The 26727-nt window shown below is 70.3% G+C and carries 25 protein-coding genes and 2 pseudogenes; 9 read left to right on the plus strand and 18 right to left on the minus strand.

The window, feature by feature from the left end; translation table 11 throughout:
- Positions 1 to 97: 97 nt before the first annotated feature.
- The 5 genes and pseudogenes from PBV52_RS29870 to PBV52_RS29890 form a co-directional block, all read right to left on the minus strand.
- Entirely contained in the window at positions 98 to 520 is a 423-nt protein-coding gene (locus PBV52_RS29870; RefSeq protein WP_274242564.1) for a peptidoglycan-binding protein, read from the minus strand.
- Between the two features lie 17 nt (positions 521 to 537).
- Positions 538 to 996: a peptidoglycan-binding protein gene (locus PBV52_RS29875; RefSeq protein WP_274242566.1), complete on the minus strand. Its 459-nt coding sequence runs from the start codon at positions 994 to 996 to the stop codon at positions 538 to 540.
- Between the two features lie 293 nt (positions 997 to 1289).
- A pseudogene (locus PBV52_RS29880) lies at positions 1290 to 1986 on the minus strand (acyl-CoA dehydrogenase family protein); the annotation flags it as partial.
- 18 nt (positions 1987 to 2004) lie between these two features.
- On the minus strand, positions 2005 to 2460 hold the full coding sequence (locus PBV52_RS29885; protein ID WP_274242567.1) for a peptidoglycan-binding protein: 456 nt from the start codon (positions 2458 to 2460) through the stop codon (positions 2005 to 2007).
- 32 nt (positions 2461 to 2492) lie between these two features.
- A complete protein-coding gene (locus PBV52_RS29890) occupies positions 2493 to 2882 on the minus strand; it encodes a peptidase inhibitor family I36 protein (RefSeq protein ID WP_274242568.1) in 390 nt (129 codons plus the stop codon).
- A gap of 888 nt (positions 2883 to 3770) precedes the next feature.
- Here PBV52_RS29890 and PBV52_RS29895 point away from each other — a divergent pair.
- Positions 3771 to 4211: a peptidoglycan-binding protein gene (locus tag PBV52_RS29895; RefSeq protein WP_274242569.1), complete on the plus strand. Its 441-nt coding sequence runs from the start codon at positions 3771 to 3773 to the stop codon at positions 4209 to 4211.
- A gap of 379 nt (positions 4212 to 4590) precedes the next feature.
- Here PBV52_RS29895 and PBV52_RS29900 read toward each other — a convergent pair whose 3' ends face one another.
- The 3 genes and pseudogenes from PBV52_RS29900 to PBV52_RS51850 all read right to left on the minus strand — a co-directional run.
- On the minus strand, positions 4591 to 5199 hold the full coding sequence (locus PBV52_RS29900; RefSeq protein WP_274242570.1) for an ALF repeat-containing protein: 609 nt from the start codon (positions 5197 to 5199) through the stop codon (positions 4591 to 4593).
- 182 nt (positions 5200 to 5381) lie between these two features.
- Positions 5382 to 6734 carry a serine/threonine-protein kinase gene (locus PBV52_RS29905; protein ID WP_274242571.1) on the minus strand — a complete coding sequence of 451 codons (1353 nt, stop codon included), beginning with the start codon at positions 6732 to 6734 and terminating at the stop codon, positions 5382 to 5384.
- Positions 6731 to 6829: pseudogene (locus PBV52_RS51850) on the minus strand (FHA domain-containing protein); the annotation flags it as partial. The pseudogene PBV52_RS51850 and the gene PBV52_RS29905, both read right to left, overlap by 4 nt.
- A 445-nt stretch (positions 6830 to 7274) precedes the next feature.
- Here PBV52_RS51850 and PBV52_RS29915 point away from each other — a divergent pair.
- Positions 7275 to 10376 carry a BTAD domain-containing putative transcriptional regulator gene (locus PBV52_RS29915; protein WP_274242573.1) on the plus strand — a complete coding sequence of 1034 codons (3102 nt, stop codon included), beginning with the start codon at positions 7275 to 7277 and terminating at the stop codon, positions 10374 to 10376.
- 56 nt (positions 10377 to 10432) lie between these two features.
- On the opposite strand, the gene PBV52_RS29920 is transcribed toward PBV52_RS29915, so the two are convergent.
- Together PBV52_RS29920 and PBV52_RS29925 are read right to left on the minus strand one after the other, a co-directional pair.
- Positions 10433 to 10876, minus strand: coding sequence for a peptidoglycan-binding protein (locus PBV52_RS29920; protein WP_274242574.1), 444 nt, complete (start codon positions 10874 to 10876; stop codon positions 10433 to 10435).
- A 31-nt stretch (positions 10877 to 10907) separates the two neighbouring features.
- Positions 10908 to 11330 carry a hypothetical protein gene (locus tag PBV52_RS29925; RefSeq protein ID WP_274242575.1) on the minus strand — a complete coding sequence of 141 codons (423 nt, stop codon included), beginning with the start codon at positions 11328 to 11330 and terminating at the stop codon, positions 10908 to 10910.
- Between the two features lie 188 nt (positions 11331 to 11518).
- Here PBV52_RS29925 and PBV52_RS29930 point away from each other — a divergent pair, with 188 nt between their 5' ends.
- Complete coding sequence (locus tag PBV52_RS29930; RefSeq protein WP_274242576.1) at positions 11519 to 11938, plus strand: hypothetical protein; 420 nt, start codon at positions 11519 to 11521, stop codon at positions 11936 to 11938.
- A gap of 76 nt (positions 11939 to 12014) precedes the next feature.
- Here the strand turns inward: PBV52_RS29930 and PBV52_RS29935 are convergent, their stop codons facing one another.
- From PBV52_RS29935 to PBV52_RS29960, 6 genes are all read right to left on the minus strand, one after another.
- A complete protein-coding gene (locus tag PBV52_RS29935) occupies positions 12015 to 13391 on the minus strand; it encodes a serine/threonine-protein kinase (RefSeq protein WP_274242578.1) in 1377 nt (458 codons plus the stop codon).
- Positions 13388 to 14128: an FHA domain-containing protein gene (locus PBV52_RS29940; RefSeq protein WP_274242580.1), complete on the minus strand. Its 741-nt coding sequence runs from the start codon at positions 14126 to 14128 to the stop codon at positions 13388 to 13390. The genes PBV52_RS29935 and PBV52_RS29940 overlap by 4 nt, the downstream gene beginning before the upstream one ends.
- 224 nt (positions 14129 to 14352) lie before the next feature.
- A complete protein-coding gene (locus PBV52_RS29945; protein WP_274242582.1) occupies positions 14353 to 14859 on the minus strand; it encodes a hypothetical protein in 507 nt (168 codons plus the stop codon).
- 99 nt (positions 14860 to 14958) lie between these two features.
- Complete coding sequence (locus PBV52_RS29950; RefSeq protein WP_274242583.1) at positions 14959 to 16533, minus strand: protein kinase; 1575 nt, start codon at positions 16531 to 16533, stop codon at positions 14959 to 14961.
- Positions 16530 to 17297, minus strand: a complete 768-nt coding sequence (locus PBV52_RS29955; RefSeq protein ID WP_274242584.1) for an FHA domain-containing protein — start codon at positions 17295 to 17297, stop codon at positions 16530 to 16532. Before PBV52_RS29955 ends, PBV52_RS29950 begins: the two co-directional genes overlap by 4 nt.
- A gap of 174 nt (positions 17298 to 17471) precedes the next feature.
- Complete coding sequence (locus tag PBV52_RS29960) at positions 17472 to 18098, minus strand: hypothetical protein (RefSeq protein ID WP_274242586.1); 627 nt, start codon at positions 18096 to 18098, stop codon at positions 17472 to 17474.
- 269 nt (positions 18099 to 18367) lie between these two features.
- Between PBV52_RS29960 and PBV52_RS29965 the strand changes: the two genes are divergently transcribed.
- From PBV52_RS29965 to PBV52_RS29990, 6 genes are all read left to right on the plus strand, one after another.
- A complete protein-coding gene (locus tag PBV52_RS29965; protein ID WP_274242588.1) occupies positions 18368 to 19225 on the plus strand; it encodes a bifunctional methylenetetrahydrofolate dehydrogenase/methenyltetrahydrofolate cyclohydrolase in 858 nt (285 codons plus the stop codon).
- A 97-nt stretch (positions 19226 to 19322) separates the two neighbouring features.
- Positions 19323 to 19817, plus strand: a complete 495-nt coding sequence (locus PBV52_RS29970; protein ID WP_274249668.1) for a DUF3017 domain-containing protein — start codon at positions 19323 to 19325, stop codon at positions 19815 to 19817.
- 216 nt (positions 19818 to 20033) lie between these two features.
- Positions 20034 to 20570: a helix-turn-helix transcriptional regulator gene (locus tag PBV52_RS29975; RefSeq protein ID WP_274242589.1), complete on the plus strand. Its 537-nt coding sequence runs from the start codon at positions 20034 to 20036 to the stop codon at positions 20568 to 20570.
- A 451-nt stretch (positions 20571 to 21021) separates the two neighbouring features.
- Positions 21022 to 22296: an XRE family transcriptional regulator gene (locus PBV52_RS29980; RefSeq protein WP_274242590.1), complete on the plus strand. Its 1275-nt coding sequence runs from the start codon at positions 21022 to 21024 to the stop codon at positions 22294 to 22296.
- A gap of 450 nt (positions 22297 to 22746) precedes the next feature.
- A complete protein-coding gene (locus tag PBV52_RS29985) occupies positions 22747 to 23736 on the plus strand; it encodes a malate dehydrogenase (protein WP_274242592.1) in 990 nt (329 codons plus the stop codon).
- 140 nt (positions 23737 to 23876) lie between these two features.
- Entirely contained in the window at positions 23877 to 24680 is an 804-nt protein-coding gene (locus tag PBV52_RS29990) for a hypothetical protein (protein ID WP_274242593.1), read from the plus strand.
- Positions 24681 to 24701: 21 nt separating this feature from the next.
- On the opposite strand, the gene PBV52_RS29995 is transcribed toward PBV52_RS29990, so the two are convergent.
- Both PBV52_RS29995 and PBV52_RS30000 read right to left on the minus strand, forming a co-directional pair.
- Entirely contained in the window at positions 24702 to 25523 is an 822-nt protein-coding gene (locus tag PBV52_RS29995; RefSeq protein ID WP_274249670.1) for a bifunctional helix-turn-helix transcriptional regulator/GNAT family N-acetyltransferase, read from the minus strand.
- Positions 25429 to 26670 (minus strand): YafY family protein, encoded by a 1242-nt coding sequence (locus PBV52_RS30000; RefSeq protein ID WP_274242594.1) that lies wholly within the window; start codon positions 26668 to 26670, stop codon positions 25429 to 25431. The genes PBV52_RS29995 and PBV52_RS30000 overlap by 95 nt, the downstream gene beginning before the upstream one ends.
- Positions 26671 to 26727: the final 57 nt, after the last annotated feature.

Below are 26727 nucleotides of genomic sequence, written 5' to 3' on the forward strand. Positions count from 1 at the left end.
GAGGGGCCACTTCATGGCCTTGCGGGTCTCCGGCCCGTACACGCGGGACATCACGCAGTTGCACGTGGGGTACGAGGCGGCCTCGGCGGATGCTCGGCTACGGGAGGGTGGCGCAATGGCCGTTGCTGCTGCGCCACTTCAGCTTGTCGCGGGTCTTCGGGCCATACACGCCGTCGTCCTCCAGGTGCAGAGCGGCCTGAACCTTCATCAGCTCCGCCTCGGTGATCGGCCCGAAGTGGCCGTCGACCTCCACCTTGGTCCGCCCGTGGCAGTGCCGCAGTGCGTTCTGGATCGCCTTCACGTGGGAGCCGGAAGCCCCCTCGGCGGTGATGCAGTCGAAGGTGCTGTTGTAGGCGGGGATCTGGGCCAGCTCGTGGCCGTTTCCGCCGCCGATGAAATCGCCCATCGTCTTGTTGCACCAGTGGGTGGCGGCGTTGGCCGGAGTGGCGGTGATACCGGCCAGTCCGAGTCCGGCCAGCAGTGTCGCGCCGGCTGCGAGGCCGGCCTTCGTGCGCAGCATGAGGGTCTCCTTCATGGTCAGATCCGGGCGCAGCGAGTCGTGGTGTCGCGGGTGAACTCCCACTTCAGGTGGGTGCGGCTGTCCTTGCCGTAGACGCCGTCGCCCGTGATGTCCTCATCGCGCTGAGCGGCTGCGAGGGCGTTCTTGGTGTTGGAGCCGAAGATCCCGTCAACCTTCAGGCTGAAGCCCAGGTCGTCGCCGTAGCAGACGTTCAGAGAGCGCTGGAGCATGGCGACTGATTTGCTCTGCGCTCCGCTGCCCATCGTGCAGTCCATGTTCGCCTTGTAGCCGGGCAGATACGCCGTGTAGGTGTTGTCGCCGACGAGCTTCCTGAACACCGTCGCGTAGCCGTCGTTGCAGTAGCCCGCGTACGCGGCGGCCGGCGCCGCCGTGGCGACGCCGAGGCCGAGACCGGACAGCAGCGTCAGACCGGCGATGGCACCCGCCGCCGTGCGGGATCCGCAGAAGTGCTTCATGTCTTCCCCCGTTTCCTTTTCCGTGCCGTTGTGGCGTGGCCATCGTCAGCGAGGCCGGTGTCCGGGGGAACCTGCAAAGTTCTAGGTACGGCAGGAGCGCCGCGGAAGAGGAGTACGGTCGGCCAGGCCTCTCCGGCTCCAGGAGGGGTGGCGGCATGCCGGCATGCGGATGCATGGACCCGTACGACATCGTGGTGACCTGGACCGGATACGGCTTCGTGGGCGTCGTCGGTCTTCTGATCGGCCTCGTCTGTCTGGCCGGGCTCATCCTCGGCGCGATGGTCGCGGCGGGGCATCTCGGAATTGCCGGTGGGGGAGTAGATGTGGTGGGCATCGCGGAGGAAGCGCTCGATCGGCCGGTCGGTGAACAGGCCGCACGCGGTATGCCCTTCCATGGCCAGGCAGGCCGTGTCCAGGCTGGACTCGACGCCCACGAGCTTGGCGTTCATCAGCTGGCCGTCGCACGGCAGGCATGGTCGAGCAGGTGCACCGCGTGGGAGGCGACCGCTGTGGCCGTCATCAGGTTCGACTGCATCTGGCCCAGCTTCTGCTTCACCGAGTCCAGTTCGCTGAGCGGCTTGCCGTACAGCTGCCGCACGGCCGCGAACGACGTCGTCTCCTGCACGATCGCCCGGTAGATGCCCACAGGGACTGCGGTCAGGTCGGCCCGCCCGTACAGAACGCTGGACGAGTACGTGACGCAGACCCTGTCGCCCTCCTCGCCCAGCAGGTTGGCGGCCGGGACCTGTACGTTCTCGTAGACCAACTCACCGAAGGAGACGCCGTGGAGGTCGCCGACGTACACCTTGCGGCCGGTGACCACGTACTCGTCGCCTCGCGGCGGGCCGTCGGGGTCTTGGCCACATGGTCGACGCCCATCCCGCCGTAGAACTCGTCGATGGAGACACCGATCCACCCCTGCCGGGCGATCAGCCGCGACAGCTCGTGGTGGATGGTCTTGGATGCTTCCATCTCCCGCCTTGTCGGCCTTTGGCCAGGGCTCGCAGCTCAGCAGGTCTTGGGTTCCAAGGCGCGCAGCTTCGGCCAGGTCTTCGGGCCGATCGAGCCGTCGGCGTTCAGGCCGTTCTTCTCCTGGAAGCGGATCGTCGCGGCCCTGGTCTTGTCACCGAAGATGCCGTCCACCGTGCCCGGGGCGCACTTGACGTACTCCAGCAGGCACTGGGCCTCCTTGACGATGTTGCCCTGCGAGCCCTTGGAGATGACGGTCTCCATCGCCTTGCTGTAGTCGAAGCCGTGGTAAGGAGTGCCGTCGACGGTGAAGATGACGTGGCGGTCCTTGCAGGGTGCGCTGGTCATCACCTGTACGTCCGTCAGGTCATTGGCCATGAGCGCTGTCCTGGCCCCGGCATCCGTACCGCCGCCCTGGCCGTAGCTGGTCAAAGCGGTGCCCGCGAGAGCTGCGCCCGCGATGATCAGTCCGAATCGATTCCGTGCTGTACGCAAGAGATCTCCCCGATTCATCTGTGTCCGTGCCGTCAGCTGCAGTTGACCCACTTGTTGGAGAGGATCTTGACGGGGTTCGTCGCCCCAGTGCCTTTGTGTCCACGCTTCACCGTGGTGATGAGGTTGGTGTAGTTCTTGCCGGCGTAGATCTTCACGTCACAGCTGTTGCCGTTGTTGAAGCCCGAGAGTGAGCCGTTGGCGAAGACCGTGTACTGCGACAGGTCTGTGTTGTCGTCCTGGACCTTTTGCATGCGGCCCGTGTAGTTGTCGCCGGACCAGACGCAGAGCCAGCCCTTCGGGCAGTCTGACGAGGCCCTGGTGGAGACCTCCTCGGCGTGCGCGGTGCCTGCGAATGCCGTGCTCGCGATGGCCAGCGAGGCGATGCCGATGCCGATGTGCCTGAGTGTCGTGTTGATGGTCATGTGTTCCGACTCCCCGTGTTGCGGCGCTTGGCCGAGGTGTTGTCTCCCTGCCTCAGTCTGGTGACGCCGCAAGTCGGGTGGAACCTGAAACGTTTCGGGTAGACAGACCTCTTCACGGGCTGTGGAGAACTTCGCACCACACGGTTTTTCCGGCGGGTGTCAGCCAGACGCCCCAGCGTCGGGCGATCGCGTCGAGCAGCAGACGGCCCCCCGGCCAAGCTCGCCTTGCCGGACACGAAACCTGTCCCGGTCCTTGCGACCTGCAGCCCGGGCGGCGCATACGGATCTCCGTCCCGTCGATGATTCCTGTCTCGCCGCCGCCCCGGTGCTCGATGACCTTGGCGGGAGTGCGTAGTCGGGTGCCTGCGCAACAGTGCAACCCCGTTGCGCAGGCAGGGACCGGACCTCGTCGATGGGCCGGGTGATGGTGGAGCGGTCCACGCCGAACCAGGGGCCGGCACGTCAAGAGTGGTGCGATGGCGCAGATTCAGCAGTGCGGCCAGCAGGCGGTCACGAAGAGAGCCTGCTAAAGCGTGTCGCAGAAGGTCTGCATGCCGCTGCGGCCGAAGCGCAGGAACGCGGGTCCGGCCGGGCTGTGCGTCGCTGTCCCGGAGAACGGAGCAGCGGGTGCGCCGCATCAGTCCTGAAAGGTTATAGGTACGCGACGAAGTGCAAGTCCTCCAGACTTACCTGCACGCTTCCAGGGTGAGCACATGACCAGCCAAGCAACGGCACTACGGGGTCAACGAGGGGTTTCACAGGCTCTCAAGGAACCGTCCTCACCAGGGAATTCCGGGTACGCATCGCACGACGTGCGATGCGCCCACGCGATCCTCGGACATACACGAACGCACGCCGCAGCAGTAGTGCGGCGACGAAGGGGGAACCATGCGCATACGCACACGACGTGCCAAGGCCGGACTGGCGTCTGCCGCTGTCCTGCTGTCAGGACTTGGTCTCGGCGCAGCGACTGCCTCGCCGGCCGCGGCCGCCGGCTGGTGCAACCAGTCCACGACGTACACCGCGAATGAGGGTTACTGGACCGGCTACGTGCCCACCCACAACGGCGAGCGGGACTGCACCATGTCCCAGGGTGCATCCGGGCGTGCGGTCTGGGCGCTTCAGCGGGCGCTCAAGTACTGCTACAGCCAGAACATCACGGTGGACAGCGAGTTCGGCCCGAAGACCCGGGACGCCCTCGAGGCGGCCCAGCGGAGCGCCGGAGTAACTGCGGACGGGATCTACGGGCCGAACACGGCCGAGGCGCTGGAGTTCCATTTCCTCAACCCCGGCTCGACCAAGTCGGACTGCAGCAAGGTGCCGATGTGAACAGGAAGTGACTCCTCCGGCGTTCGCGCCCTCGAGGTTCTCAATCACGTAGGCCTGGTCCTCACTGCGGCTGCTCAGTAGCCGGAAGTGCCGGTGCGCGGGGATGTCCCCGGAAACTCGGGGCATCCCTTCGTGGGCGGTGGTGAGACCGCCGCCGGTTTCCGCCCTGCCGAAGGCGAGCCGTTCACCTGTGGCGATCCTGATCCGGTCGTCAGGTCCGGCGCAAGCCGGTGGCACGGCAATGACGCTGTGCACGGACCCGTCCCCCTCCCCCGATCGATGAGGGCAATCCTTACCCCGCCAACGAAGGGCAGGGTAAGGATCGTTCCGGACAGACGACGATGCTTTGCCCGAGGCACGGCGCGGCGCGAGACGGGACCTAGCCGTCCACCTCGTACTGCCCCACCTCGAGGAAGTACCGCAGTTCCTCCGGCGTGCCGTCGATGGCCTGTTCCGCCGCGGCCCGCAGCGCGTCGCTGATCGTCGGGTCGGCGAGGATGCGGGCGACGGCGACGCGGTCGTCCTCGGCCTGGGCGAGGCGGTAGCCGGTCTCGAGGAAGGCGCGCAGTGCCTCCGGCGTGTTGGTGTCGAGGGCCTTGTCGGCCTCCCTGACGACCGCCTTGTCGCCGTTCTGCGTGGCGGTGAAGAGGATGCGGGCGATGGCGACGCGGTCGTCCTCGGCCTGTGCGATCCAGCGGCCTGTCTCCAGGAAGTACCGCTGGTCCTCGATGGTGCCGTCCAACGCTGCCTGTGCGGCTGCGTAGACGGCCTTACCGGTGGTGGGGTCGGCGATGATGCGCGCGATCGCGACCCGGACGTCGTCGTCGGACATCTCGTCGACGCTGGAGCCGGCCGCGTCGGAGGCGGTCGCCACGGTCGCGGCGGACGACGGGGTCGACTCGGCGGCGAAGGCCGGGCCGGCCAGCAGGAGCGCCGGAGCCAGGGCGATGGTTGCCACGAGGGCCAGGGCGGTACGGGTCGGTCTCACGTGTGAACCTTCCTTGCGGACTTCGGGACTTCGGGACTTGCGGACTTTGGGACTTCGGGACTTGCGGACTTCGGGACTTTAGGACGTATGTTCCCTCTGGTGGCGCCCGAGATCACTGCAATTACCGAGCTCATGTGGCGACCGCGCCGCACCCTGCGGTCACCGGTGGCGGCGTCGAGGTGTCAGTTCTCCCCGGCCTTCCGCAGGGCGCTCCACGTTTTCGCCCCCACGATCCCGTCCGCGTCCAGCCCCGCACGCTTCTGGAACGTGACGACCGCGCCATGCGTCAGTGGACCGAAGTCGCCGTCCACCTCGCCGACTTCGGTGATGCCGTGCAGGTACCTGAGCAGGCACTGGGCCTCGCGGACCTGGCTGCCGCCGTCGCCCTGCTTGATGGTGAAGTCCCAGGTGCCGTTCCAGCCCGCGGTGTAGCCGAGGCCGTGGTTCTCGTGCTCGTACACCGCCGGCTTCTCGCACGTGGGCGGTGCCGACGCGGTGGTCGAGGCGTCGTCGCGCAGTGCGTACGTCACCGCCGTCGCGCCCAGCAGCGCCGTCGCCACGAGTGCCGCGACCAGCACCGGACGCCGCCACCGCCGGGGCCGCAACCTCGGCAGACGGGCCGAGCGGGAGGTGCCCGCCGCCTCTTCCACCCGGCGCAGGAGCGCCCTGGTGTCGGGGACCCGGGCGACGCGCTCCGCGTGTGTGGGCGCCAGACAGTCCCGGACGATCTCCCGCCAGGTCTCGGCGAGTTCGGGGGACAGGCGCAACTCCTCGGTGCCGCGCGCGTAGCGCGTCGCCGCGTCGGCGCGTGCCTCCGTGCTGCCGCCGGGCAACGGGAAGGAGCCCGTGAGGGCGACATGCGCGAGGACGCCGAAGGCCCAGACGTCGGCGGACGGACGGATCCGGGTGCCCCGCTCGTCCACCTCGGGCCACAGCAGCTCCGGTGGGGTGTAGTCGGGCGTGGCGAAGGCGGGTGCGTAGGCGTGCGTTCCCTGCAGCTCCGCCGCCATGTTGAAGTCGGCCAGCCGTACCGAACCGTCCTTCAGCAGCAGAACGTTGGCGGGTTTCAGGTCGCCGTGCACCCAGCCGGCGTGGTGCAGTTGATGCAGGCCCTCGCAGATCTGGGCCAGCAGGAGGGGGCCCGCCTCCGGCTTCGGCGAGTGCTCCAGTACGGCATCCAGGGAGCCCTCGGCCTGCTCCAGTACGAGCACGGTGGCGCCGTCCAGCTCCGGGTGCCCCGGGTCGTCGACCGTCAGGGTGTCGTACATGCGGATCAGGCGGGGCGCCCGCAGGCGCTCCAGCAACTCCACCTCGCGCTCACCCAGTTCGCGCAGATGGTGCAGCTGGCGCGGCGTGCGGGTCCCAGTGGGCAGGAACTTCAGGGCGGCCCGGCGGGGCAGCTCCGGGTCCCCGTCCTCGGCCAGCCGGGCCGTGTAGACGGTGGCGAACGCGCCGGATGCGAGCGGCTCGCGCACCTCCCACGGGCCCACCCGGTAGCCCTTCGGGACGGGGACGACGTACGGCTGCCCGGTCACCGGACCACCTCGCTCTCGGCTACGGCCAGGACGCACAGGACGTCCTCGCGGATCCGGTCGAAGCGGAGCGCGAGCGAGACCAGCGATTCCTTCTTTGCGCGGTCGAGGGCGAACGCCGGTCCGGTGGGGTCCCCGAAGAGCCCCAGCCTGAGCAGCCGGCCCCCTGGCAGGCGTGGCTGGCCGTCCGGACCTGAGCTGCCCATGCGCACGACGATGATGCTCTGCACGCTTGTATTCCTCCCCCGTGTTGCGTTCGTGACGCGAACTCACACCAAGACAAGAGACGGCACGGGGCGATGGTTGCGGACGCGACCGGAGGACGTACCTGCAACTTCTCAGGGTTCCCGTCCCCGTCTCGCCGGAGTACGTGGGTGGGGCGGCGGCGCGGGGGTGGACCGCACCGCTCGCCGTGCCCAACTGGCCCCATCTTGAACCGTCAGTCGTGCACAGGCCTTGCAGCTACCTAGAATTCCCTGGTGAAAGCGGTTACCCGAGTACCGCTTCCACTGGCGGCCGGGCACGGCGTACGGGGGACTGGTCATGGAGTTTCGACTGCTCGGCGACATCGAGGCGCGGGGTGTCTCGGGGCCGGTGGATCTCGGGACCGCCCGGCAGCGGGTCGTCCTCGCGGCCTTGCTCGTCGACGCCAACCGGCCAGTGTCCGTGGGGCAGTTGGTTGACCGGGTGTGGGGAGACAGTCCGCCGCAGCGCGCCAAGGAGACCCTCTACGGCTACGTCTCCCGGTTGCGGCGCCTGCTGCCGGGCCGGATCGCGCCCCTCGCCCGCGGGCTGGGCGGCTACTCGCTTGCCGTCGACGAACTGGCTGTGGACATGCACCAGTTCCGCCATCTGCTCACCCAGGCTCGCCAGGCGGCCGACGACGAGAGCGCGGTGGCCCTGTTCCGGCAGGCGCTGGCGCTGTGGCGGGGAGCGCCGTTCGCCGAGATGGACACCCCCTGGTTCAACGCGGCCCGCGATGCCCTGGTCAAGGAGAGGCTGGCCGCGGAGCTGGACTGCACCGACCGGCGGCTGCGGCTCGGCGACCATGCCGCACTGCTGACGACGCTGTCCGAGCGAAGCGCCGCCCATCGGCTGGACGAGCGGCTGGCCGCCCAGTACATGCTCGCCCTGTACCGCTCCGGCCGGCAGGCCGACGCCCTCGCCCACTACCGGCACATCCGCTCCACCCTCACCGAGGAACTCGGCATCGACCCGGGGCAGGAGCTGCGGCGCCTGCACCAGGCGATCCTCAGCGGGGATGCGGAGCTGAGCGCGCCGACCGCCCCGGCCGACGTCCGGCGGCCGACCGCGGCGACCTGGACCGTCCAGTGCCAACTACCCCTCGCCATACCGGGTTTCGCCGGGAGGAACGATCTCGTCCAGCGCCTGGAGGAGTTGCTGACCGCCCCCGAGACGCTGCCTGTCGTCGTGTCCGGGTCGCCCGGGGTGGGCAAGACGGCGCTGGCGGTGCACCTCGGTCACCGTCTGCGCCGGGCCTTTCCCGACGGCCAGTGGTACGTACGGCTGCTGGGCACCGCCGACCGGCCGCGCGACCCGGCCGAGGTGCTGTCGGGGCTGTTGCGTGCCTCCGGCCAGCACGTCGACTCGGTCCCGGAGGCGCTGGAGGACCGCGAGGCGGCCTTCCGCAGCAGAGTGGCCGACCGCCGCGTCCTGCTGATCCTCGACGACGCCGCGGACGCCGAGCAGGTACGGCCGCTGCTGCCGGGCACCGCCGGGGTCGCCGTCCTGGTCACCAGCCGCCCCGACCTGCGGGGCCTGACCGCCAGCCATGCCGCCCACATCGTGCCGCTGGAGGTGCTCGAACCGGCCGAGGCGGACGCCCTGCTGACCGGAGTGCTGGGCGAACAGCGGGTGGGGGCGGAGCCGGAAGCGGCCGCGCGACTGGCTGACCTGTGCGCGCGCCTGCCGCTGGCCCTGCGGATCGCGGCCGCCAACCTCGCAGCCCGCCCCGGCCGCTCACTGGCCGCGTACGCGGACGAGCTGGCCGACGGAAGCCGGCTGGCCAAGCTCTCCATCGCCGGCGACCGCCAGGCCGCGGTGCGCACCGCCTTCGACCACTCCCACGCGGCCCTTGCCCCGGACACGGCACGCCTGTTCGGCCTCCTCGGGCTGCACCCCGGTCCGGATTTCACGACTGAGGCTGCCGCGGCCCTGCTGTGCGCCGAGCCGTCCGTCGCCGAGTACCTGCTGGACGAGCTCGCCACCGCCGGGCTGGTCCAGCGCACCGCTGCCGGGCGGTTTCAGTTTCATGATCTGCTGCGGCTGTACGCGGCGGAGCACGCCGAGCGGGACCCCGACCACGCGGCGGCCTGGGAGCGGTTGTGCGCATGGTGTCTGGCGACGACGGACGCCGCCACCGCCTTCGGGTACGTCGGCAGCATCCAGCTGCCCAGACCGCGTGCCACCTCCGACCGGTTCGCCGACCGGCACGAGGCACTCACATGGCTGGAGAACGAACGCGCGGGACTGGTGGCCGTCATCACCCACGCCGCCCGGACGGGCCCGTACCGGATCGCCTGGCAGCTGGCCGACCAGCTGCGCCCGTACTTCTACCGTCGGCGGCATCTGCGCGAGTGGGAGGTCGTGACCACGGCAGGGCTGCGCGCGGCCGAACGTGACGGTGCGCTGCTGGGCCAGGCGTCCATGCAGCAGAGTTTCTTCCTCCTGCGCCAGCACACCGGCGACCCGCAGGCCGCCCTCGAAGCCCTGCACAGCGCGCTGGAGGGCTATCGGCGCGCCGAATTCGCCTCCGGTGAGGCCGCCATGCTGAACAACCTGGCCCTCCATCACGGGCAGCAGGGCCGGATGCGCGAGGCACTCGTCTGGCAGGAGAAGAGCGTCGCCATGTCCCGCGGCCTCGACCGGCGGGTGGGGGTGGGGCGTGGGCTCAATGTCCTCGGCCTGATCCACTCCTATCTCGGCGAGCTGGACCTGGCACTGGACCGCACGACCGAGGCGATGGAGACCTTCCTGGAGGGCGGGCACGGCTCCCTCACGATCAGCGTGCTGGTCAACCGTGCCATCGCCCAGCACGCCCTGGGCCACTATGACGAGGCGCTGGCTGACGGCAGTGAGGCGCTGCGACTCTGCTCCGACCACAAGCACCGCCCCAGCGTGGCCACAGCCCACGAGATCCTCGCCCGCGTCCACCGCGACACCGGCCGGATCGACCTGGCCCACACCCTCGCCGAGCAGGCGCTGAACAGTGCCCGCGAGGTCAATGACGCGCCCAACGAGGCGGACTGCCTGATCACGCTGGCGAGCGTGGACCGCCTGCGCGGCCGCCTGGACCGGGCCACCGCGAACCTCGAAGCAGCCCGCAGCATCGCCCGCCGCTGCGACTTCCGCCACCAGCAGGCCGAGGCCCATATCGGCCTCGCCCGCGTCTACTTGGCCGCCGGCGACACCGCCACCGCGGCGGACCAGGCCGAACTCGCCCTGACCATCGCCCGGGAACTGGAGCTGCGCCCGGCCGAGTGCCGCGCACTGACGGCACTCGCTGCCATTGGGCACGCCAAGGGCAATTCCACAGCGGCGGCCCGCCACGCCGCCCAGGCCCGGCAGATCCAGGAGGAGACCGGCTACCACTTGCCTCCCTCGGACCGCGCCACCGCCATCTGACCGGGCTCGGACGAGGGCCGGGATCAAGGGGCGGTCGAGCCGTTGGTTCGCCGCCCTCACACCTGCGTCTTCTGGCAGTCGTAGAAGCCGTGTCCGTCGATGTACACGCCCCAGTACATGGCCTTGCGGGTCTCCGGGCCGTACACCCCGTCCACCGTGGCGTCGCCGTCCGTCTGCTCCTGGACGTACTTCACGGCATTCCTCGTCTCGCTTCCGTACCTGCCGTCCGTAGCGATGTTGGAGATGCCGTTGTAGCAGTCGTTGATGGCGAACTGCAGGCGTGTCACTCCCGAGGACAGGGCCCCGTAGCCCATCACGCAGTCCCGTGAGCCGGTGCCGGTGTAGTACGGCTGCACCACGAAGCGCGTGGAGGAGATGTAGTGCTTCTTGGAGCTGTTGCACGTCGGGTACGAGGCGGCCTCGGCGGAGGAGGCCGTGATGGCGAGACCGGTTGCCGCGAGGGTGGCGGTTGAAACGGCGGCGGCGATTTTCTTCAGCATGATTTCCTTCAGATTCTCGGGTGGCCGCAGCTCAGGCTGCCCAATGACCAGTCGACTTGGCGTCGCTCCTGAAGTGGAACTGGAACTCGGTGCCGTCCTTGACGTTCGTGGCGATCACCCTCCAGTTGCCTGCTGTGGCGAGCTTGTAATCGGTCTGGCAGGACGTGCCGCCGCCGCTGGTAAGGAAGCAGACCTTGACGTAGCGGTTCGTGTCGGTCTTGATGTTGATGTCAGCGCAATTGCTGCTCGTCTTCAGGTAGAAGAACGTGGGGTAGTTCGGGTAGATCTGCGTGCCCGAGGCTTTGGTGTAGTCATCGGCGCTTCCATAGCAGGACTGCGCCACCACGTCTCCCCGTGTGACCGCGCCGGCAGTGCCGGCGGTGGTGGCGATCAGGCCGCTGCCGGCGACGGCGCCGGTCACGGCGAGAGCGATGAACCGCTTGCGTGCAGACATGGATGGTCCTCCCCCGTTGATGTGCTGAGTGGTTCCCGCAAAGCACTCTGACGGGTGTGGAAGACGGAGTGAACCTGAAAAGTTCCAGGTTCTCCGTCCCTTCCCGGTCCGCCATCGTGGGCGCCGCGCCGCACGAGGCCCACAGGTAAGGACATGGCGCCGCAAGGCATCGACAACGGGGGTTTCCCATGAACATCCGCAAGAGGTTTGTCGCAGTTGCTGTCACCGGTGTGTTCGCCGGCGGCAGCCTCATCGGCAGCACGGCCACCACTGCCGGCGCGGCCACGGAGGGAGAGGTGGTTGCCCAGTCCTGCTACGGCAACGCGTGGGGCTACAGCAAGCCGGAGGGCGCCAACTTCCAGCCCAGCAGTGGTGCCCTCTACTTCGCGACCGACAACTGCGCCGACATCAACATCAAGACGAACACCAGCCGCAAGGTGAAGGTCTGCTTCTACGCCAGCGGCGGGGGGCTCGACTACTGCCAGAGCGCATACAAGACCACCACGGCGGGGGAGTGGAAGGTCATCGCCAGCGACGTCAAGGATGGCACCAAGTTCAAGTTCCAGTTCGCGAGCCCTGCTGCGTCGACGGGTATGCGGGCCCACTGATTTCGACTGCGGCCCGCCGGATGATGACCGGCGGGCCGACGGCGATCCGGACGTCCGGGAACAGCCGATCAGTCGGCTAGTCCTGCGTGGCCTTGCGCAGCGCCTGCCACGTACCGGGGCTGACGACTCCGTCCGCGTCCAGCCCGGCCCGCTTCTGGAAGGTGACCACGGCGGCGTGCGTCAGAGGGCCGAAGTCGCCGTCCACCTCGCCGACCTTCGTGATGCCGTGCAGGTGCTTGAGCAGGCACTGTGCCTCGCTGACTGCGGAGACCCAGTCGCCGTCGTCCCCCTGCTTGATGGTTGCGTCCCAGGTGATGCTCCAGCCCGCCGTGTAGCCGAAGCCGTGCTGGGGGTCCTCGTACACCAGGGGCTTCTCGCAGGTGGCGGTCGTCGGGACCCCCTGGCTCACGACGAAAACGTTCTCCCCGGGCGTCTCGCGCATGTAGTACCTCACACCCGCAGCCGTTCCCAGGACGGCCACCGCCATGAGCGCCGCGACCAGGACCGGTCCCCGCCACCGCCGGGGTCGCAGGCGGGGAAGGCGGGCCGAGCGGGCGGCACCCGCGGCCTGCTCCGCGCGGCGCAGCAGGGTCTCGGTGTCGATCCGGTCGGTGTGCGTACGGCCCAGACAGTGCTGCACGATCTCCCGCCAGGCGTCCGGGAGTTCGGGCGACAGGCGCAGTTCCTCGGCACCGCGCGCATACCGCGTCGCCGCGTCGCAGCGCGCGTCCGGTGTGCCGCCCGGCAGTGGGAACCGCCCCGTCAGTACGACGTGGGCGAGCACGCCGAAGGCCCAGATGTCGGCGGAGGGGCGGGTGCGCGTGCCCCGCTCGTCGATTTCGGGCCAGAGCAGTTCCGGCGGGGTGTAGTCCGGGGTGGCGAACGCCTGCGCGTAGGCATGGGTGCCCTGCAACTCAGCGGCCATGTTGAAGTCGGCCAGCCGTACCGAACCGTCCTTCAGCAGCAGCACGTTGGCAGGCTTCAGGTCCCCGTGCACCCAGCCCGCGTGATGCAGTTGGTGCAGGCCCTCGCAGATCTGGGCGAGCAGGGCGGGCCCCGACTCCGGCTTCGGCGTGAGTTCCAGTACGGCGTCCAGGGAGCCCTCGGCCCGCTCCAGGACGATGACGGTGGCACCGTCCAGCTCCGGGTGGTCCGGGTCGTCGACGGTCAGCGTGTCGTACATGCGGATGAGGCGAGGGGCGCGCAGGCGGCCCAGCACCTCCACCTCCCGCTCGGCCAGTTCGCGCAGATGGCGCAGCTGGCGCGGGGTGCGGGTACCGGTCGGCAGGAACTTCAGGGCGGCCCGGCGGGGCAGCGCCTGGTCGGCCTCGCCGGTCGGCCTGCCCGCGTACACGGTCGCGAAGGCGCCCGACGCGAGAGGCTCGCGTACCTCCCAGCGCCCGACCCGGTAGCCCTTCGGTACGGGGACCGCGTACGGCTGTTGCCCGGTCATCCGGCCACCTCGCTCGGCGCCGCTGCCAGCACGACCAGGTCGTCCTCGCGGACGAGGTCGAAGCGGAGCGCGAGCGAGACCAGGGACTCCTTCTTGCCGTTGATGCGCTGTCCGGGCTCGGCCGTGTCCGGGCCGGGCCGTAGCCGCAGCTTGAGGGCCAGATAGTCGATGTTCCAGTAGACCGCGGACCTGCTGACCGTCGGCCAGACCGACCGCAGGCGTTCCACCAGCTGCTCGACCGCGGGCAGCGGGGCGTGCAGCTCGCCGCGCAGGCGGGGTTCGCACAGGGCGGTCAGGACCGCGAAGTACCGCTTGGTGCGGTCGAGGGCGAACGCCGGGGCGGTGAGAGCTCCGGAGAGCCCGGTGCGCGCGACGCTGCGGAAGGCGTGGCGTGGTGCCCAGACGTCGAAGGCGAGCAGATCGCCCGCCGCGGGCAGGACCACGCGCGAGAACTCGAACGGCACGGGCGCGTCCACCCGCCCCGGCCCGACCTTGACGTGCTCGCCCGCGCCCTCCGGGTTCTCCACCACGTAGGTCTGGTCCTCGCTGAGGTTGCTCAGCAGCCAGAAGTTCCGGTGCGCCTCGACCTCGCCCGCGACCCGGGGCACCCCTTCGTGTGCGATGGTCAGGCCGTCGGCGGTCTCGGCCCTGCCGAAGGCGATCCGCTCACCCGTGGCGATCCTGATGTGTTCGTTTGCGTTGCCGCACGCCGGCGGCACGACGATGACGCTGTACATGGACTCGTCCCCTCGCCCGATTCCATGAGGGCCACCCTCCCCCAGTCCAACGAAGGGGAGGGTAAGGGACATACATGAACTTCCGCGAAGCTTTCCTCGCGCCCCGGCGAGTCTGTGAAGGTCTCGGGAGCGGAGGTGGGGACTGTGTGGACAGGAGTGCGGCCTCCGGCCCTCCCCCGAGGGAGCCGGAGACCGCGCGGTCGGGTGGCGCCGGTGGTGTCAGGTCAGCACGGGCGCAGGGACCAGATCGGGTCCCAGGTCGCCGTGCCGGCCTCGTACGCCGTCGACGTCCAGCGGACGCTGCCGTCCTTGTTGTAGAACTTGGCGACCGTGCCGGGCGTCTGGTTGTTGGTGAACGGGCCGTCGCCGGTCCAGTTGGTGAGGTTCCACGTCTGGCACTTGTAGAAGTCGAACTTCTGGCCCTTGACGATCATGCAAAGGTGGCCGTAGCCGCAGGCCAGGTCCCGTGTGCCGATCCGGCCGTCAGGTGCGGCGGTGACCGTGAGGCCGTCGTAGGTGACCTTGTCGGCGGAGACCTGGAGCGGCTTCGGGCTCCCGGCGAGAACCTGGTCGGCGACCTGCTGGGTGCTGGTCACCCGGGTGCCGTCCGGCTGGTAGCCGCCGGTGACCCGGGTGCCGTCCGGGGCGGTGGCGGCGGATGCCGCGACCGTGGAGCCGGCGATCAGTGCCGTGGCCGCGACGAGGAGTGCGGCGGGCTTGATGATGTTCACGTTGATTCCCCCAGTGAACCTTGGTGGTCGTACCGCCGAAGCGGAGTGCTCACACCGTCCCAGCCCGGTCCGTGCGGTGGTACCTAAGACCTCTCAGGGTCACGTCTTGCCGGGCGGCGTGTACTCCTTGAGGTAGTGGGCGACGCGGGCGGCGTAGTCGCGGTACTTCGGGGGAACACCGCCCGCGTTGTTCACGACCTTGGTCGAGGTCCGGTACGCGGCCGCCAGCAGCACCTGGCGGTCGCCGGACAAGCCGTTCTGATCGAGGAGCGGTTCCATGTAGCAGAGGTAGCGGCCCACGGCCGGGATGGACTCGGCCGGCGTGAGGGGAGGCTTGGGGGTCTCCGTCGCGGGGACGCCGTCGTCGCGGATCCACCAGCGCAGCAGGCTCGGCGTCCAGCGGGCGATGCCGTACTCGCCCTCTTTGCCCACCGACGGATCGGAGAGGTCGGGGTCGAAGTCGCTCTCCGCCTTCAGCAGGGCGGCGATCAGCGCGGGGGTGACCTCCGGCTGGACGCAGTCGTGCGCGGAGTCGACGATGAGCCGGCGGTAGGCCACCGGGACGCCTTTGTCCGTACGGAGTTCGGAGGCGCCGTAGGTGGCGGCCGTGACCTTCGTGGTCTCGCCGCCCGAGGCGCCGGCCCCCTCGGCCCCGGCACCGGCCCAGGTGCTGATGCCGTAGCCGAGGGCGGACACCGCCACCACGGCGGTCGCGGCGGCCAGCATCGTCGTACGGCGGGAGCGGCGGCGGGGGAGGAGGGACCGCGGCAGGCGCGGTGAGCGGCCGGTGCCCGCCGCGGCCTCCACCCGCCGCAGCAGCGCCTGACTGCCGATCCGGTCGGTGTGCGTACGGGTCAGGCAGTCCCGCACGATCTCCCGCCAGGCGTCGGGGAGTTCGGGCGACAGACGCAGCTCGTCGGTGCCGCGGGCGTAGGCGGCGGCCGCGTCGCGACGGGTCGTCGCAGTGGCGCCGGGGAGCGGGAAGGAGCCGGTGAGCACCAGATGGGCCAGGACGCCGAACGCCCAGACGTCGGCCGAGGGGCGGATGCGGCGGCCGCGTTCGCCGATCTCCGACCAGAGCAGCTCCGGCGGCGTGTAGTCGGGGGTCGAGAAGGCGGGCGTGTACGCGTGCGTGCCCTCCAGCTCCGCCGCCATGTTGAAGTCGGCGAGCCGGGCCGAACCGTCCTGCATCAGCAGCACATTGGCCGGTTTGAGGTCACCGTGCACCCAGCCCGCCCGGTGCAGCTGTGCCAGCCCCTCGCAGATCTGCGCGAGCAGCGCCGGTCCCGCCTCCGGTCTCGGCGTGTGCGCCAGCAGCGCGGACAGCGAGCCTTGCGCCTTCTCCAGTACGAGGACCGTGGCGCCGTCGAGGGCCGGGTGGCCTGCGTCGTCGACGACGAGGGTCTCGTACATCCGGATCAGCCGCGGCTGCTTCAGCCTGCGGTGCAACTCGACCTCGCGGTCGATGAGTTCGCGCAGGTGGGAGAGTTGGCGGGGGGTCCCGGTGCCGGTGGGCAGGAACTTCAGGGCCACCTCGGCCGGCAGGCCCGTGTCGGCTCCGGCGCGCCTGCCCTCGTACACGCTCCCGAACGCCCCCGTGGCGATCGGCTCCCGCACCTCCCACCCGCCCACCCGGTACCCCTTCGGCACCGGCACGGCGTACGGCTCGGTCACCGGGCCGCCCGGCCGGACGCCCTGGCCGCCGAGGACGCGGGCTCTCTCAGCACGATGAGGTCGTCCTCCCGGACGAGATCGAAGCGCAGCGCCAGCGACACCAGGGACTCCTTCTTGCCGTTGAGGCGCGGACCGGTGTCCGCCGTCTCCGGGCCGGGCTTGAGCCGCAGCTTCACGGCGAGGTAGTCGATGTTCCACTGGACGGAAGTGCGGGACGCGGCGGGCCAGTTGGGGCGGAGCCGGTCCACGACCTGGTCGACCGTGGGCAGCGCGGCGTGCGGTTCACCGCGCAGGCGGGGTTCGCACAGGGCGGCCAGGACCGCGAAGTACCGCTTGGTGCGGTCGACCGAGAAGGCCGGGGCGGTCGTCGCGCCGTCCAGGCCGCCGTCGGAGCTGAGGTAGTCGTGGCGCGGCGCCCACACCTCGACCGTCAGCAGATCGCCGGCCGCCGGCAGCACGATCCGCGAGAACTCGAAGGGGACCGGCGCATCCAGCCGCCCCGGCCCGACCTTGATGTGCTCGCCCGCCCCCTCCGGGTTCTCCACGACGTACGTCTGTTCCCGGCTGAGGTTGCTCAGTATCCAGAAGGCGCCCTGCGCGGTGATCTCACCGGCTCTGCGGGACACCCCGTCGTGCGCGATGGTGAGGTCGTTGTCGGAAGCGGAACGCCCGAAGCTGAGCCGCTCGCCGGGCGCGAGTCGGAGCTGGGCGCGGTCGGTCTCGTCCTCCGTGGTCGGCGGAGGTACCACGATGATGCTGTACAAGGTGCGTCTCCCCGTGCCTGACGGCTACCGACGTCAGAGTAGGGCGACGCAGCGGGGCCGTGTCCCCCTCATACGGGTGAGACACGGCCCTGGCGATTAATTGGCGCGAACTCTTCAGTCACGCGTGAAAATGCGTGAATGTTCGGTGCGTTCGGGATGCGCTCGGTGAAGCGTTCAGTACCGCGGGCGGCTGAACCAGGCCGACGCCGCGCTGTTGACCATCGAGGCGAGGATGATGCCGGCGATGGCGAGGGAGATGAGTCCGGCGAAGGTGGTGGAGCCGCTGGCGCCGTTCACGATGTTGCCGATGCTGCCGAGGATCATCAGCGAGGCGTACACGATCGTGGTGACGCGGATGCCGCTGCCACCGTTCTTGAACTTGACGCCCAGGAAGATCGACAGGGCGCCCAGGGCCACCATGAGGCCGGCGACCAGGAAGCCGAGACCGGCCAGGGTGTCGGTGCTGTCGCCCGAGCCGACGCCGTTGGACACGTCCTGGGCGGCGCCGATGAGGATGCCGGTGATGATGCCGAACAGCAGCTGGAAGCCGGCGAGGATGAAGAGGAAGACGCGCGCGGTCTTCATCAGACCGGGCATCTGCATCGGCATCATGTTCCCGCCCGGGTAGCCGGGGTAGGCCGGCTGGCCCTGCGGGTAGCCGTAGGCGGGCGGCTGCTGGGGAGCGCCCTGCGGGTAGCCGTAGCCGGGCTGGCCCTGGGGCGGCTGCTGCGGCGGGTAGCCGGGCTGGCCCTGAGGCGGCTGCGGCGGGCCGTAGGGGTTGTTCGGGTCGCCGAAACTCATGGCGGTCTTTCCTCCGTTGTTTCCGAGTGCGGGGACGCGCGGCATGGTTCGGAGGAAGGTCTACGTATGCGGTGTGTCCCCCCGTACTGCCCGCGGCACTTCTGTCACATCGTTCTTTAGTCGGCTCTTACTTGTCCAGCCGCATTCCCTATGCGTTGTGCAAGTGCAACATCACCGATCATGGGCGGATACGGGCGGAGATACGGTGCTCAAGGCCACAGCCGACCCGGATTGGAACCAGGAGGGCGTCATCCGCGAGGATGGGACCCATGACCGCCCAGATTCTCGATGGCAAGGCCACCGCAGCCGCGATCAAGTCCGATCTGACCGCCCGCGTGGCGGCGCTGAAGGAGAAGGGCGTCACGCCCGGCCTCGGCACGATCCTGGTCGGGGACGACCCCGGCAGCCAGAAGTACGTCGCCGGCAAGCACCGTGACTGTGCCCAGGTCGGCATCGCCTCCATCCAGCGCGAGCTGCCGGCCACCGCGACCCAGGAGGAGATCGAGGCGGTCGTCCGCGAGCTGAACGAGGACCCCGCCTGCACCGGCTACATCGTCCAGCTCCCGCTGCCCAAGGGCATCGACGAGAACCGGATCCTGGAGCTCATGGACCCGGACAAGGACGCCGACGGGCTGCATCCCATGAACCTCGGCCGTCTGGTGCTCAACGAGCCCGCCCCGCTGCCCTGCACCCCGAACGGCGTCCTCACCCTCCTGCGCCGCCACGGCGTGGAGATCAAGGGCGCCGAGGTCGTGGTCGTCGGTCGCGGTGTCACCATCGGCCGGCCGATGCCGCTGCTGCTGACCCGGCGCAGCGAGAACGCGACCGTGACCCAGTGCCACACCGGGACGCGGGACCTGGCGGCCCACCTGCGCCGCGCGGACATCATCGTCGCCGCCGCGGGCTCCGCCCACCTGATCCGCCCCGAGGACGTGAAGGCGGGCGCGGCCGTCCTCGACGTCGGTGTCTCGCGCAACGCCGAGGGCAAGATCGTGGGCGACGTGCACCCCGGCGTCGCCGAGGTGGCCGGCTGGATCTCCCCTAACCCCGGTGGCGTGGGCCCGATGACCCGGGCGCAGCTGCTGGTCAACGTGGTCGAGGCGGCGGAGCGCAGTGTCGTCGGCTGAGCGGAACCCGGAGCGGGTCGCGCAGGACGCGCAGGACGCGCAGGAGGTCGTCCCGGAGGAGGCCTCCGCGGAAGCCTCTGTCTCTGCGGATGTCTCTGTGGAAGCCTCTGCGGATGCATCCGGGGGCGGCCCCGAGGACGTCTCGGAGGAGATCGAGGTGCGGGACGCGGTCAGCGCGCCCGACGCCGAGGGCAAGCCGGTGCGGACCACCCGCCGCTTCCCGCTCTTCACCAGGGACACGGCCCGCCCCGAGGGCGGCGGCCGGGCCGCGGCCGGTGACGCCCCGGCGCCCGCCCGGCAGTGGCCGGTCCTCCTCGTCCTCGGCCTGGTCGGGGTGGGCCTGCTGATCACGGCGCTCGACGTGTTCCGGGTCGGCACGCTGGTGATCGGCGGCGCCCTGCTGACCGGCGCGGTGCTGCGCTGGCTCCTGCCGAGCGTCGGCATGCTCGCCGTGCGCTCGCGCTTCACGGACATAGTGACGTACGGCGGGCTGGGCCTCGTGATCGTGCTGCTGGCGTTGATGGCGCAGCCGAAGCCGCTGCTTCAGATCCCGTTCCTGAAGGACGCGCTGCACTTCACGGTGGAGAACTGAAGCACCTCACGCGACGGCGGCCCGTCCTCTCCCCCGCGGAAGGACGGGCCGCCGTCCGCGTCAACCCTCGGGCACGCTGAAGGGGCTGTTCAACGCCTGTCAGTGCGCTGTGGCACGGAAGTGACCGTTCCGCTACGTCGGGGTCGTCGAGGTACGTCGGGAACCATGGCGCCGCTCCGTGTCGTCACCTGATCGGATCTGGTTCGGAGGTGAGCGATGGGTGCCTGGCAGCCGCTGCCCGACGATCTGCCGCCGGAGGTGCGGCACTTCGTGGAGCAGTTGCGGCAGCTCAAGGACCGTACGGGCCTGAGCCTGGTCGCGCTGGGTGCGCGCACGGCGTACAGCAAGTCCTCCTGGCAGCGTTACCTCAACGCCACCCAGCCCCCGCCCCGGCAGGCGGTCGTCGCCCTGTGCCGGGTGGCGGGGACCGGGAAGGAGGAGGCGGAACGTTTCGGGGTGCGGTGGGAGCTGGCCGTGCAGGCGTGGCCGAAGTCTGCGACGGTGCCGGCCAAGCCGGAAGGCGCGGAGGGCGAAGGTGCCGAGGGCGGCGAGAAGTCGGAGGAGCGCGAGAAGTCCGCGGGGCACGAGAAGTCCGCGGAGCACGAGGAGTACGAGGACGATCCCACCCTTCCCTGGTGGGACGCGCCGCCGGCGAAGCCGGAGCCGCCGTCGCGTCGGTTGCTGGTGGTCGCCGTCGTGCTCGTCGTGGCCCTGGTGCTGACGGCGGTGATCGGGGCCCTCGCGCTGGGGTGAGCCGGTTGAGGTCGACGTGCCGGACTTGTCCGAATGGGGAGTGTGTGGGCCCATGTGACGCAGGTGATCGTTTATGTGCTTTCTGTGTGTCGATGTGTTGACAAGTTCGCGGATTTGCAAGGAAGTCGTTCAACAGCCGGGCTAGCGTGGTCGATCGGGACGGGTCGGGGCGTCCCGAGTGGTTGGCAAGGGCTTACTGCCAGGGTTGCGTCGGCCGGAGAGGGGGGCCGGTGGAACACTGGACGCGGTCCGATGGGCGTGCAACGGTGCATGGCCACGGTCCGGATGCTCCCGTGCGCCCCCACCCCGGGAACTGAGATCCTTATCGGGCGCATCCCTGTGGGTAGCCAGAACGGGGACTCGGCAGAGGGCACCACGCGCGGGGGAAACGCGAGAAACACCAGCACGAACCGGGGGGAAGAGGGGGGAAGCAATGCCTCGTTGGAGGGCCTTGCCGGATGAACTCGATCCGCAGGTCAGGGAGTTCGCGAGCCAGCTGCGTCGGCTCGTGGACCGCAGCGGTCTGAGCATCGCGGCGCTGGCCGACCGCACGGGATACAGCAAGACGTCCTGGGAGCGGTATCTGAACGGGCGACTGCTCGCGCCCAAGGGCGCGATCGTGGCGCTCGCCGAGGTCACGGGCACCAATCCCGTTCATCTGACGACGATGTGGGAGCTCGCCGAACGGGCGTGGAGCCGTTCGGAGATGCGCCACGACATGACCATGGAGGCGATCCGGATCTCCCAGGCGCGCGCCGCGCTGAGCGAGTTCGGGGCGCCGCCGGCGAACGCCAAGGGGAGTGCGAAGGCGGGCAAGGCCGCCCGCAAGAGCGGCAGCGCGACGGCGACACCCGGCGTGGCGGGACCGGCGGGCGTGGCACCGACCGTGCCGCCCACGGTGCCGGCGCAGCCTACGGCGCCGGAGGTGCGGGATTCCGCGGTCCGGGACTCCGAGGTCCGGGATTCCCCGGTGCGGGACTCGGTGGGACGGGGCTCCAGTGGGGCGGACGTCCGCGACGGCTCCTCCTCCGGGGGCAACTCCTGGGGGCTGGCGGGGTATCGAGGTCCGGCGCCGACGGGGGGTCGTACGGCGGGGGCGGCGCCGTCGGGGATGGCGGGGGCGTCCGGCGCGTCCGGGGTGTCCGACCCGGTTCCGGGTTCGGCGGGGATGCCGAGCCCGTACGGCGAGCCTCCGCAGCGGCCTCGTCCGGGGGGCGGATCCTCCGGCGGCGGTGGCAAGCGGCGGCTGACGATGTTCCTCGCGGGCGTCGTCGGTGTGCTGGTCGTGATCGCGGCGGTGTTCTACCTCACCGACCCCGGCAGCGGGAACAAGGACGAGGACGCGGTCAAGTCGCCCTCGCCTTCCGTGACGACGGACCCCGATCTGCCGGCCGGGGTGGAGTGCAGCGGTGACTCCTGCACCGGCAAGGACGCGGAGAGCATGGGCTGCAGCGGTGACCTGGTGACGACCGCCAAGACGGCGACCGTCGGCACGGCCGTGGTCGAGGTGCGCTACAGCGAGACGTGCGGCGCGGCGTGGGGGCGTATCACGCAGGCCGCGCAGGGGGACGAGGTGGTGGTGACGGTCGGCAAGACGAAGCAGACCGGATCGATCACCCTCGCCGGGGACACGATCGCGTACACGCCGATGGTGGCCGTGAAGGACGCGGGCGAGGCCAAGGCCTGCGCGACGCTGGCTGCGGGCCAGGAGGGGTGCACGCAGTAAGTCCCCCTGCGCCCCTGCGGTTCTGCTTCTCGACGCCGGTCAGGCAATCCCAGCCTGACCGGCGTCTGGCGTCTGGCGTCTGGCGTCTGGCGTCCCCGCGTTGGGCGTTGGGCGGTGAAAAGTTTTCGGACCGGACAGGAATGGCCGTCGGCATAGTGGGCACGCGCACCGTACCCCCACGGGAGTCCGGCAATCGGTACCCCCACCCGGCGGCCGCCCAGGTTCACCTCTCCCGGACCGGGCGGCCGCCCCCCTTTTGCCGTAGTGGGCCGCCCCTTTGCCGCAGTCATGGTCATTCTGTGGGGCGGGCCACACGGACCCGGCCGTGCGAGATCCCGGATGCGCGATAGCCTGACGGGTGGATCTCTTGACGCCAAGAGATCGATCATCTCTACGTCCCGCACCCCGGGGCAGGGATGCCTCACCGCCAGCTGTCATACGGAGAACGCCATGACCCGCACTCCCGTGAACGTCACCGTCACCGGCGCGGCCGGCCAGATCGGTTACGCCCTGCTCTTCCGCATCGCCTCCGGCCAGCTGCTCGGCGCGGACGTGCCGGTCAAGCTGCGCCTCCTGGAGATCACGCCCGCGCTCAAGGCTGCCGAGGGCACTGCCATGGAGCTCGACGACTGCGCGTTCCCGCTCCTGCAGGGCATCGACATCTCGGACGACCCGAACGTCGCCTTCGACGGCGCCAACGTCGCGCTGCTCGTCGGCGCCCGCCCCCGTACCAAGGGCATGGAGCGCGGTGACCTCCTGGAGGCCAACGGCGGCATCTTCAAGCCGCAGGGCCAGGCCATCAACGCCCACGCCGCGGACGACATCAAGGTCCTGGTCGTCGGCAACCCGGCCAACACCAACGCGCTCATCGCGCAGGCCGCCGCGCCCGACGTACCGGCCGAGCGGTTCACCGCGATGACCCGCCTCGACCACAACCGTGCGCTGACCCAGCTCGCGAAGAAGACGGGCTCCACCGTCTCCGACATCAAGCGGCTCACCATCTGGGGCAACCACTCCGCCACCCAGTACCCGGACATCTTCCACGCCTCCATCGCCGGCAAGAACGCCGCCGAGGTCGTCAACGACGAGAAGTGGCTGGCCGAGGACTTCATCCCGACCGTCGCCAAGCGCGGTGCGGCGATCATCGAGGCCCGTGGCGCCTCCTCCGCGGCCTCCGCCGCCAACGCCGCCATCGACCACGTCCACACGTGGGTCAACGGCACGGCCGACGGCGACTGGGTCTCCATGGGTATTCCGTCCGACGGTTCCTACGGCGTGCCCGAGGGCCTCATCTCCTCCTTCCCCGTCACCACCAAGGGCGGCAAGTACGAGATCGTCCAGGGCCTGGAGATCAACGAGTTCTCCCGCGCCCGTATCGACGCCTCCGTCCAGGAGCTCGCCGAGGAGCGCGAGGCGGTCCGCTCCCTCGGCCTCATCTGAGCCCGTCTCAGAGGCCGTTCTGTCACGAACCTGCGCAGGCCCCGTTCCGGTTTCTTCCGGAACGGGGCCTGCGGCCGGTTTCGCCGCTAGCGTCGCAAGAGGTAAGCAGCGCGCGATTCGGGGGACTTGCCATGAGCGGCATGAGCGGATGGGACGGCAAACACGAGCCCAGCGAGGAGAGAGGCCAGGCGGCCTGGGCCGCGCGGGAGCCGGTCGTTCCGCCACCGTGGGCGTCGGCACAGACGCAGACCTCCTTGTCGATGCCCCCACCCCTCCCGGTCCCTGTCCAGCCGTCACCCCTGCGGGCCCGCCGCCTTCTCCTCGTCCTCGTCACCGCCGCCGTCTTCGGCGCGGGCGTCGGCACCGGGGTCTGGTACGTCATCCGCGACGACTCCCACGCCGCCGCGACCGGGACGACCCCCCTGCCGAGCGTCTCCGTCAGCGCCCCGTCGGCAGCCACCTCGGCGGCCACCCGCGACTCCGCCTCACCCCCGGGCTACCGTCGCGTCCAGGACCCCGTCGGCTACACCCTCCACGTCCCCGAGGACTGGATCCGCAGCCAGCGGCAGGGGGAGAAGGCGCCGGTGGTCCGCTACGACGCCCCGGAAGACGGCCGCAGCCTGCAGATCTTCGCGCTCGCGGAGGAGACCGCGGCCGAGTCCCTCGACCTCGCCGAGAACGACCCCGGTTACGGCTTCTCCACCCAGCCCGGCTACCGGGCCATGGACCGCGCCTCGGCCGCCGCCTGGTCCGAGCTCACCTACCGCTACGACGACGAGAACAAGGGCCCCCGCCAGGTCATCGACCACCGCTTCGAGGCCGCCGACGGCACGCTCTACGCGATCCGCGCCGCCGGCCCGGAGGACCTGGCCCCGGCGCTGGTCCGCGAACCGCTCACCGCCGCACTGGAGTCCTTCTGCCCGGCGGGCGGGGGGTGCCGGTGACGGGGACGGTTCGGGGACGGTTCAGGGGGCCAGGCGCTTTTCGAACCAATGGCTGCCGTAGATGTCGTCGGTGTAGGCGGGGATCTCCGTGTATCCGCAGGCCCGGTACATCGCCTGTGCCTCGGTGAGCGTGGCGTGCGTGTCGAGGCGTACGACGGTCAACTCCCGTGCGGTGGCCGCGCGTTCGAGGGCGTCGAGGAGGCGGCGGGCCAGGCCGAGGCGGCGGGCGTCCTTGTGCACCCAGACGTGGCGGATCTCGCCGACGCCCGGTTCCAGGCGCCGTAGCGCCCCGCAGCCGACCGGCCGGCCCTCCTCGTACGCGACGAAGAAGGCGCCCGCGTCCCCGGACACCTCGTCGGGCCGGACCAGGAAGGACTTGTCGTAGCCCTCGGGAAAGCGCTGGTCGATGTCGGCGGCGTACGCGTCCAGGCAGGCGCGCGCGTCGGGGCTCGCGGCGTCGACCTCCTCGACGGTGATCCCGGCGAGGCGCAGTAGCCGGCGTGCCGTCGTCAGGGCCTCGGTCAGTGCCGTGCGCTGTGCCGCGCTCAGCCCTTCGAGCAGCCCGGCCGCGGCCGCGCCCGCCCGCCGGTTCTGCTCCTCCACCTCGACCCGCCCGGCCGGGGTCAGCTCGATCATGCGCAGCCGGTTGTCGTCCGGGTGGGCCCTCAGCCGGACCATGCCCTGAGCCTGAAGTGCCTTGGCCATCCGGCTCAGGTAGCCGGCGTCCAGACCGAGCCGGCTCCTGAGCTCACGCAGAGAAGCGCCGTCCCCGACCTCGAACAGCAGCCGGGCCTCGCCGAGCGGGCGGTCCTGGCCGAGGTAGTGGTCGTCCAGTACGCCGATGCGGCGCGTGAAGTAGCGGCTGAAGCGGCGGAAGGCCGTCACGTCGTGCCGGAGGCGCGCCTCGATGCCGTCCGTCGGGACCGGCTCCGTCGTGCCGGAGGCGCGCCTCGGCGCAGTCCTCGGTGCATCCCTCGACGTATCCCTCACTGGCTCCATATTCTTTGACTTTAGTCAAAGGTCGCGTCGGGGGCCATGCCTTCGGCCGCTTCCGTGAGGCGCCGGCCGAGCGCTCGGGCAGCTCCCGCAGTTCCGGCGGCCCGACGATGCGGAACGGGGCCCGGATCGCCGTCAGCTGCTCGGCGTACCAGTCCGGCTCGTCGGTGGTGGCGAGGAGGCGTGTGGTGCCGTCGTCGATCGGCTCGGGGCGGCCGAGGCTGCGGGGGAGCCATTCGGTCACGAGCGCGGCGGGCGCGTCGATCACGATCTCCACTTCATGGCTCCAGCCCTGGGAGAGGTGTTCCTCAAGGGTCTCGACGGGACGCAGACCGGTGGGCGGCTCGAAGGTGTCGGGGAGTGCCGTCACCGTGGTGACCCGGTCCACGCGCAGGACGCGGCGCGCGTCGCGCGTGTGCGACCAGCAGAGCAGATACCAGCGGCCGTGGTGGACGACGACCGCCCATGGGTCGACCTCCATGGTCCGCTCGCCGCGCGAGCCAAGCCGGTAGCCGAGGCGCAGGCGGTGATGTGCGGCGGCGGCCTGGACGAGCGCGGCGGTGGTGTCGGGGTCGGGGCGGGAGGCGGCGTCGGGGCCGCCCCGGGCGCTGACCTTGCGGACGGCCTCGGCCGGGTGTGCGACCGGTTCGGGCAGGGCGCGCAGGAGCTTGCCGAGCGCGCTGCCCACCGGGCCGGACGGGTCGGCCGCGTCGTGATGGCCGTCCAGTACGGCCATGACCAGGCCGAGCGCCTCGGTCGGGGTGAACATCAGCGGTGGCAGGCGCAGGCCCCGGCCGAGGCGGTAGCCGCCGTACGGGCCCCGGGTGGACTCGACGGGGATGCCGGCCTCGCGCAGGATGCCGACGTGGCGGCGGGCGGCGCGTTCGGAGACGCCGAGGCGGCCGGCCAGGCGGTCGGCGGTGATGCCGGGATTGTTCTGGAGGAGTTCCAGGAGCAGCAGGGCTCGGGCGGTGGGGCTTTCGTCGTGGCTCATCCTCGGCCCAGGTGACTTTTGATTCCGGAAGTGGATCGACCGGAACCGACCCTAGTC

Origin of the sequence: Streptomyces sp. T12, from assembly GCF_028736035.1 — a bacterium.
Taxonomy (GTDB): domain Bacteria; phylum Actinomycetota; class Actinomycetes; order Streptomycetales; family Streptomycetaceae; genus Streptomyces.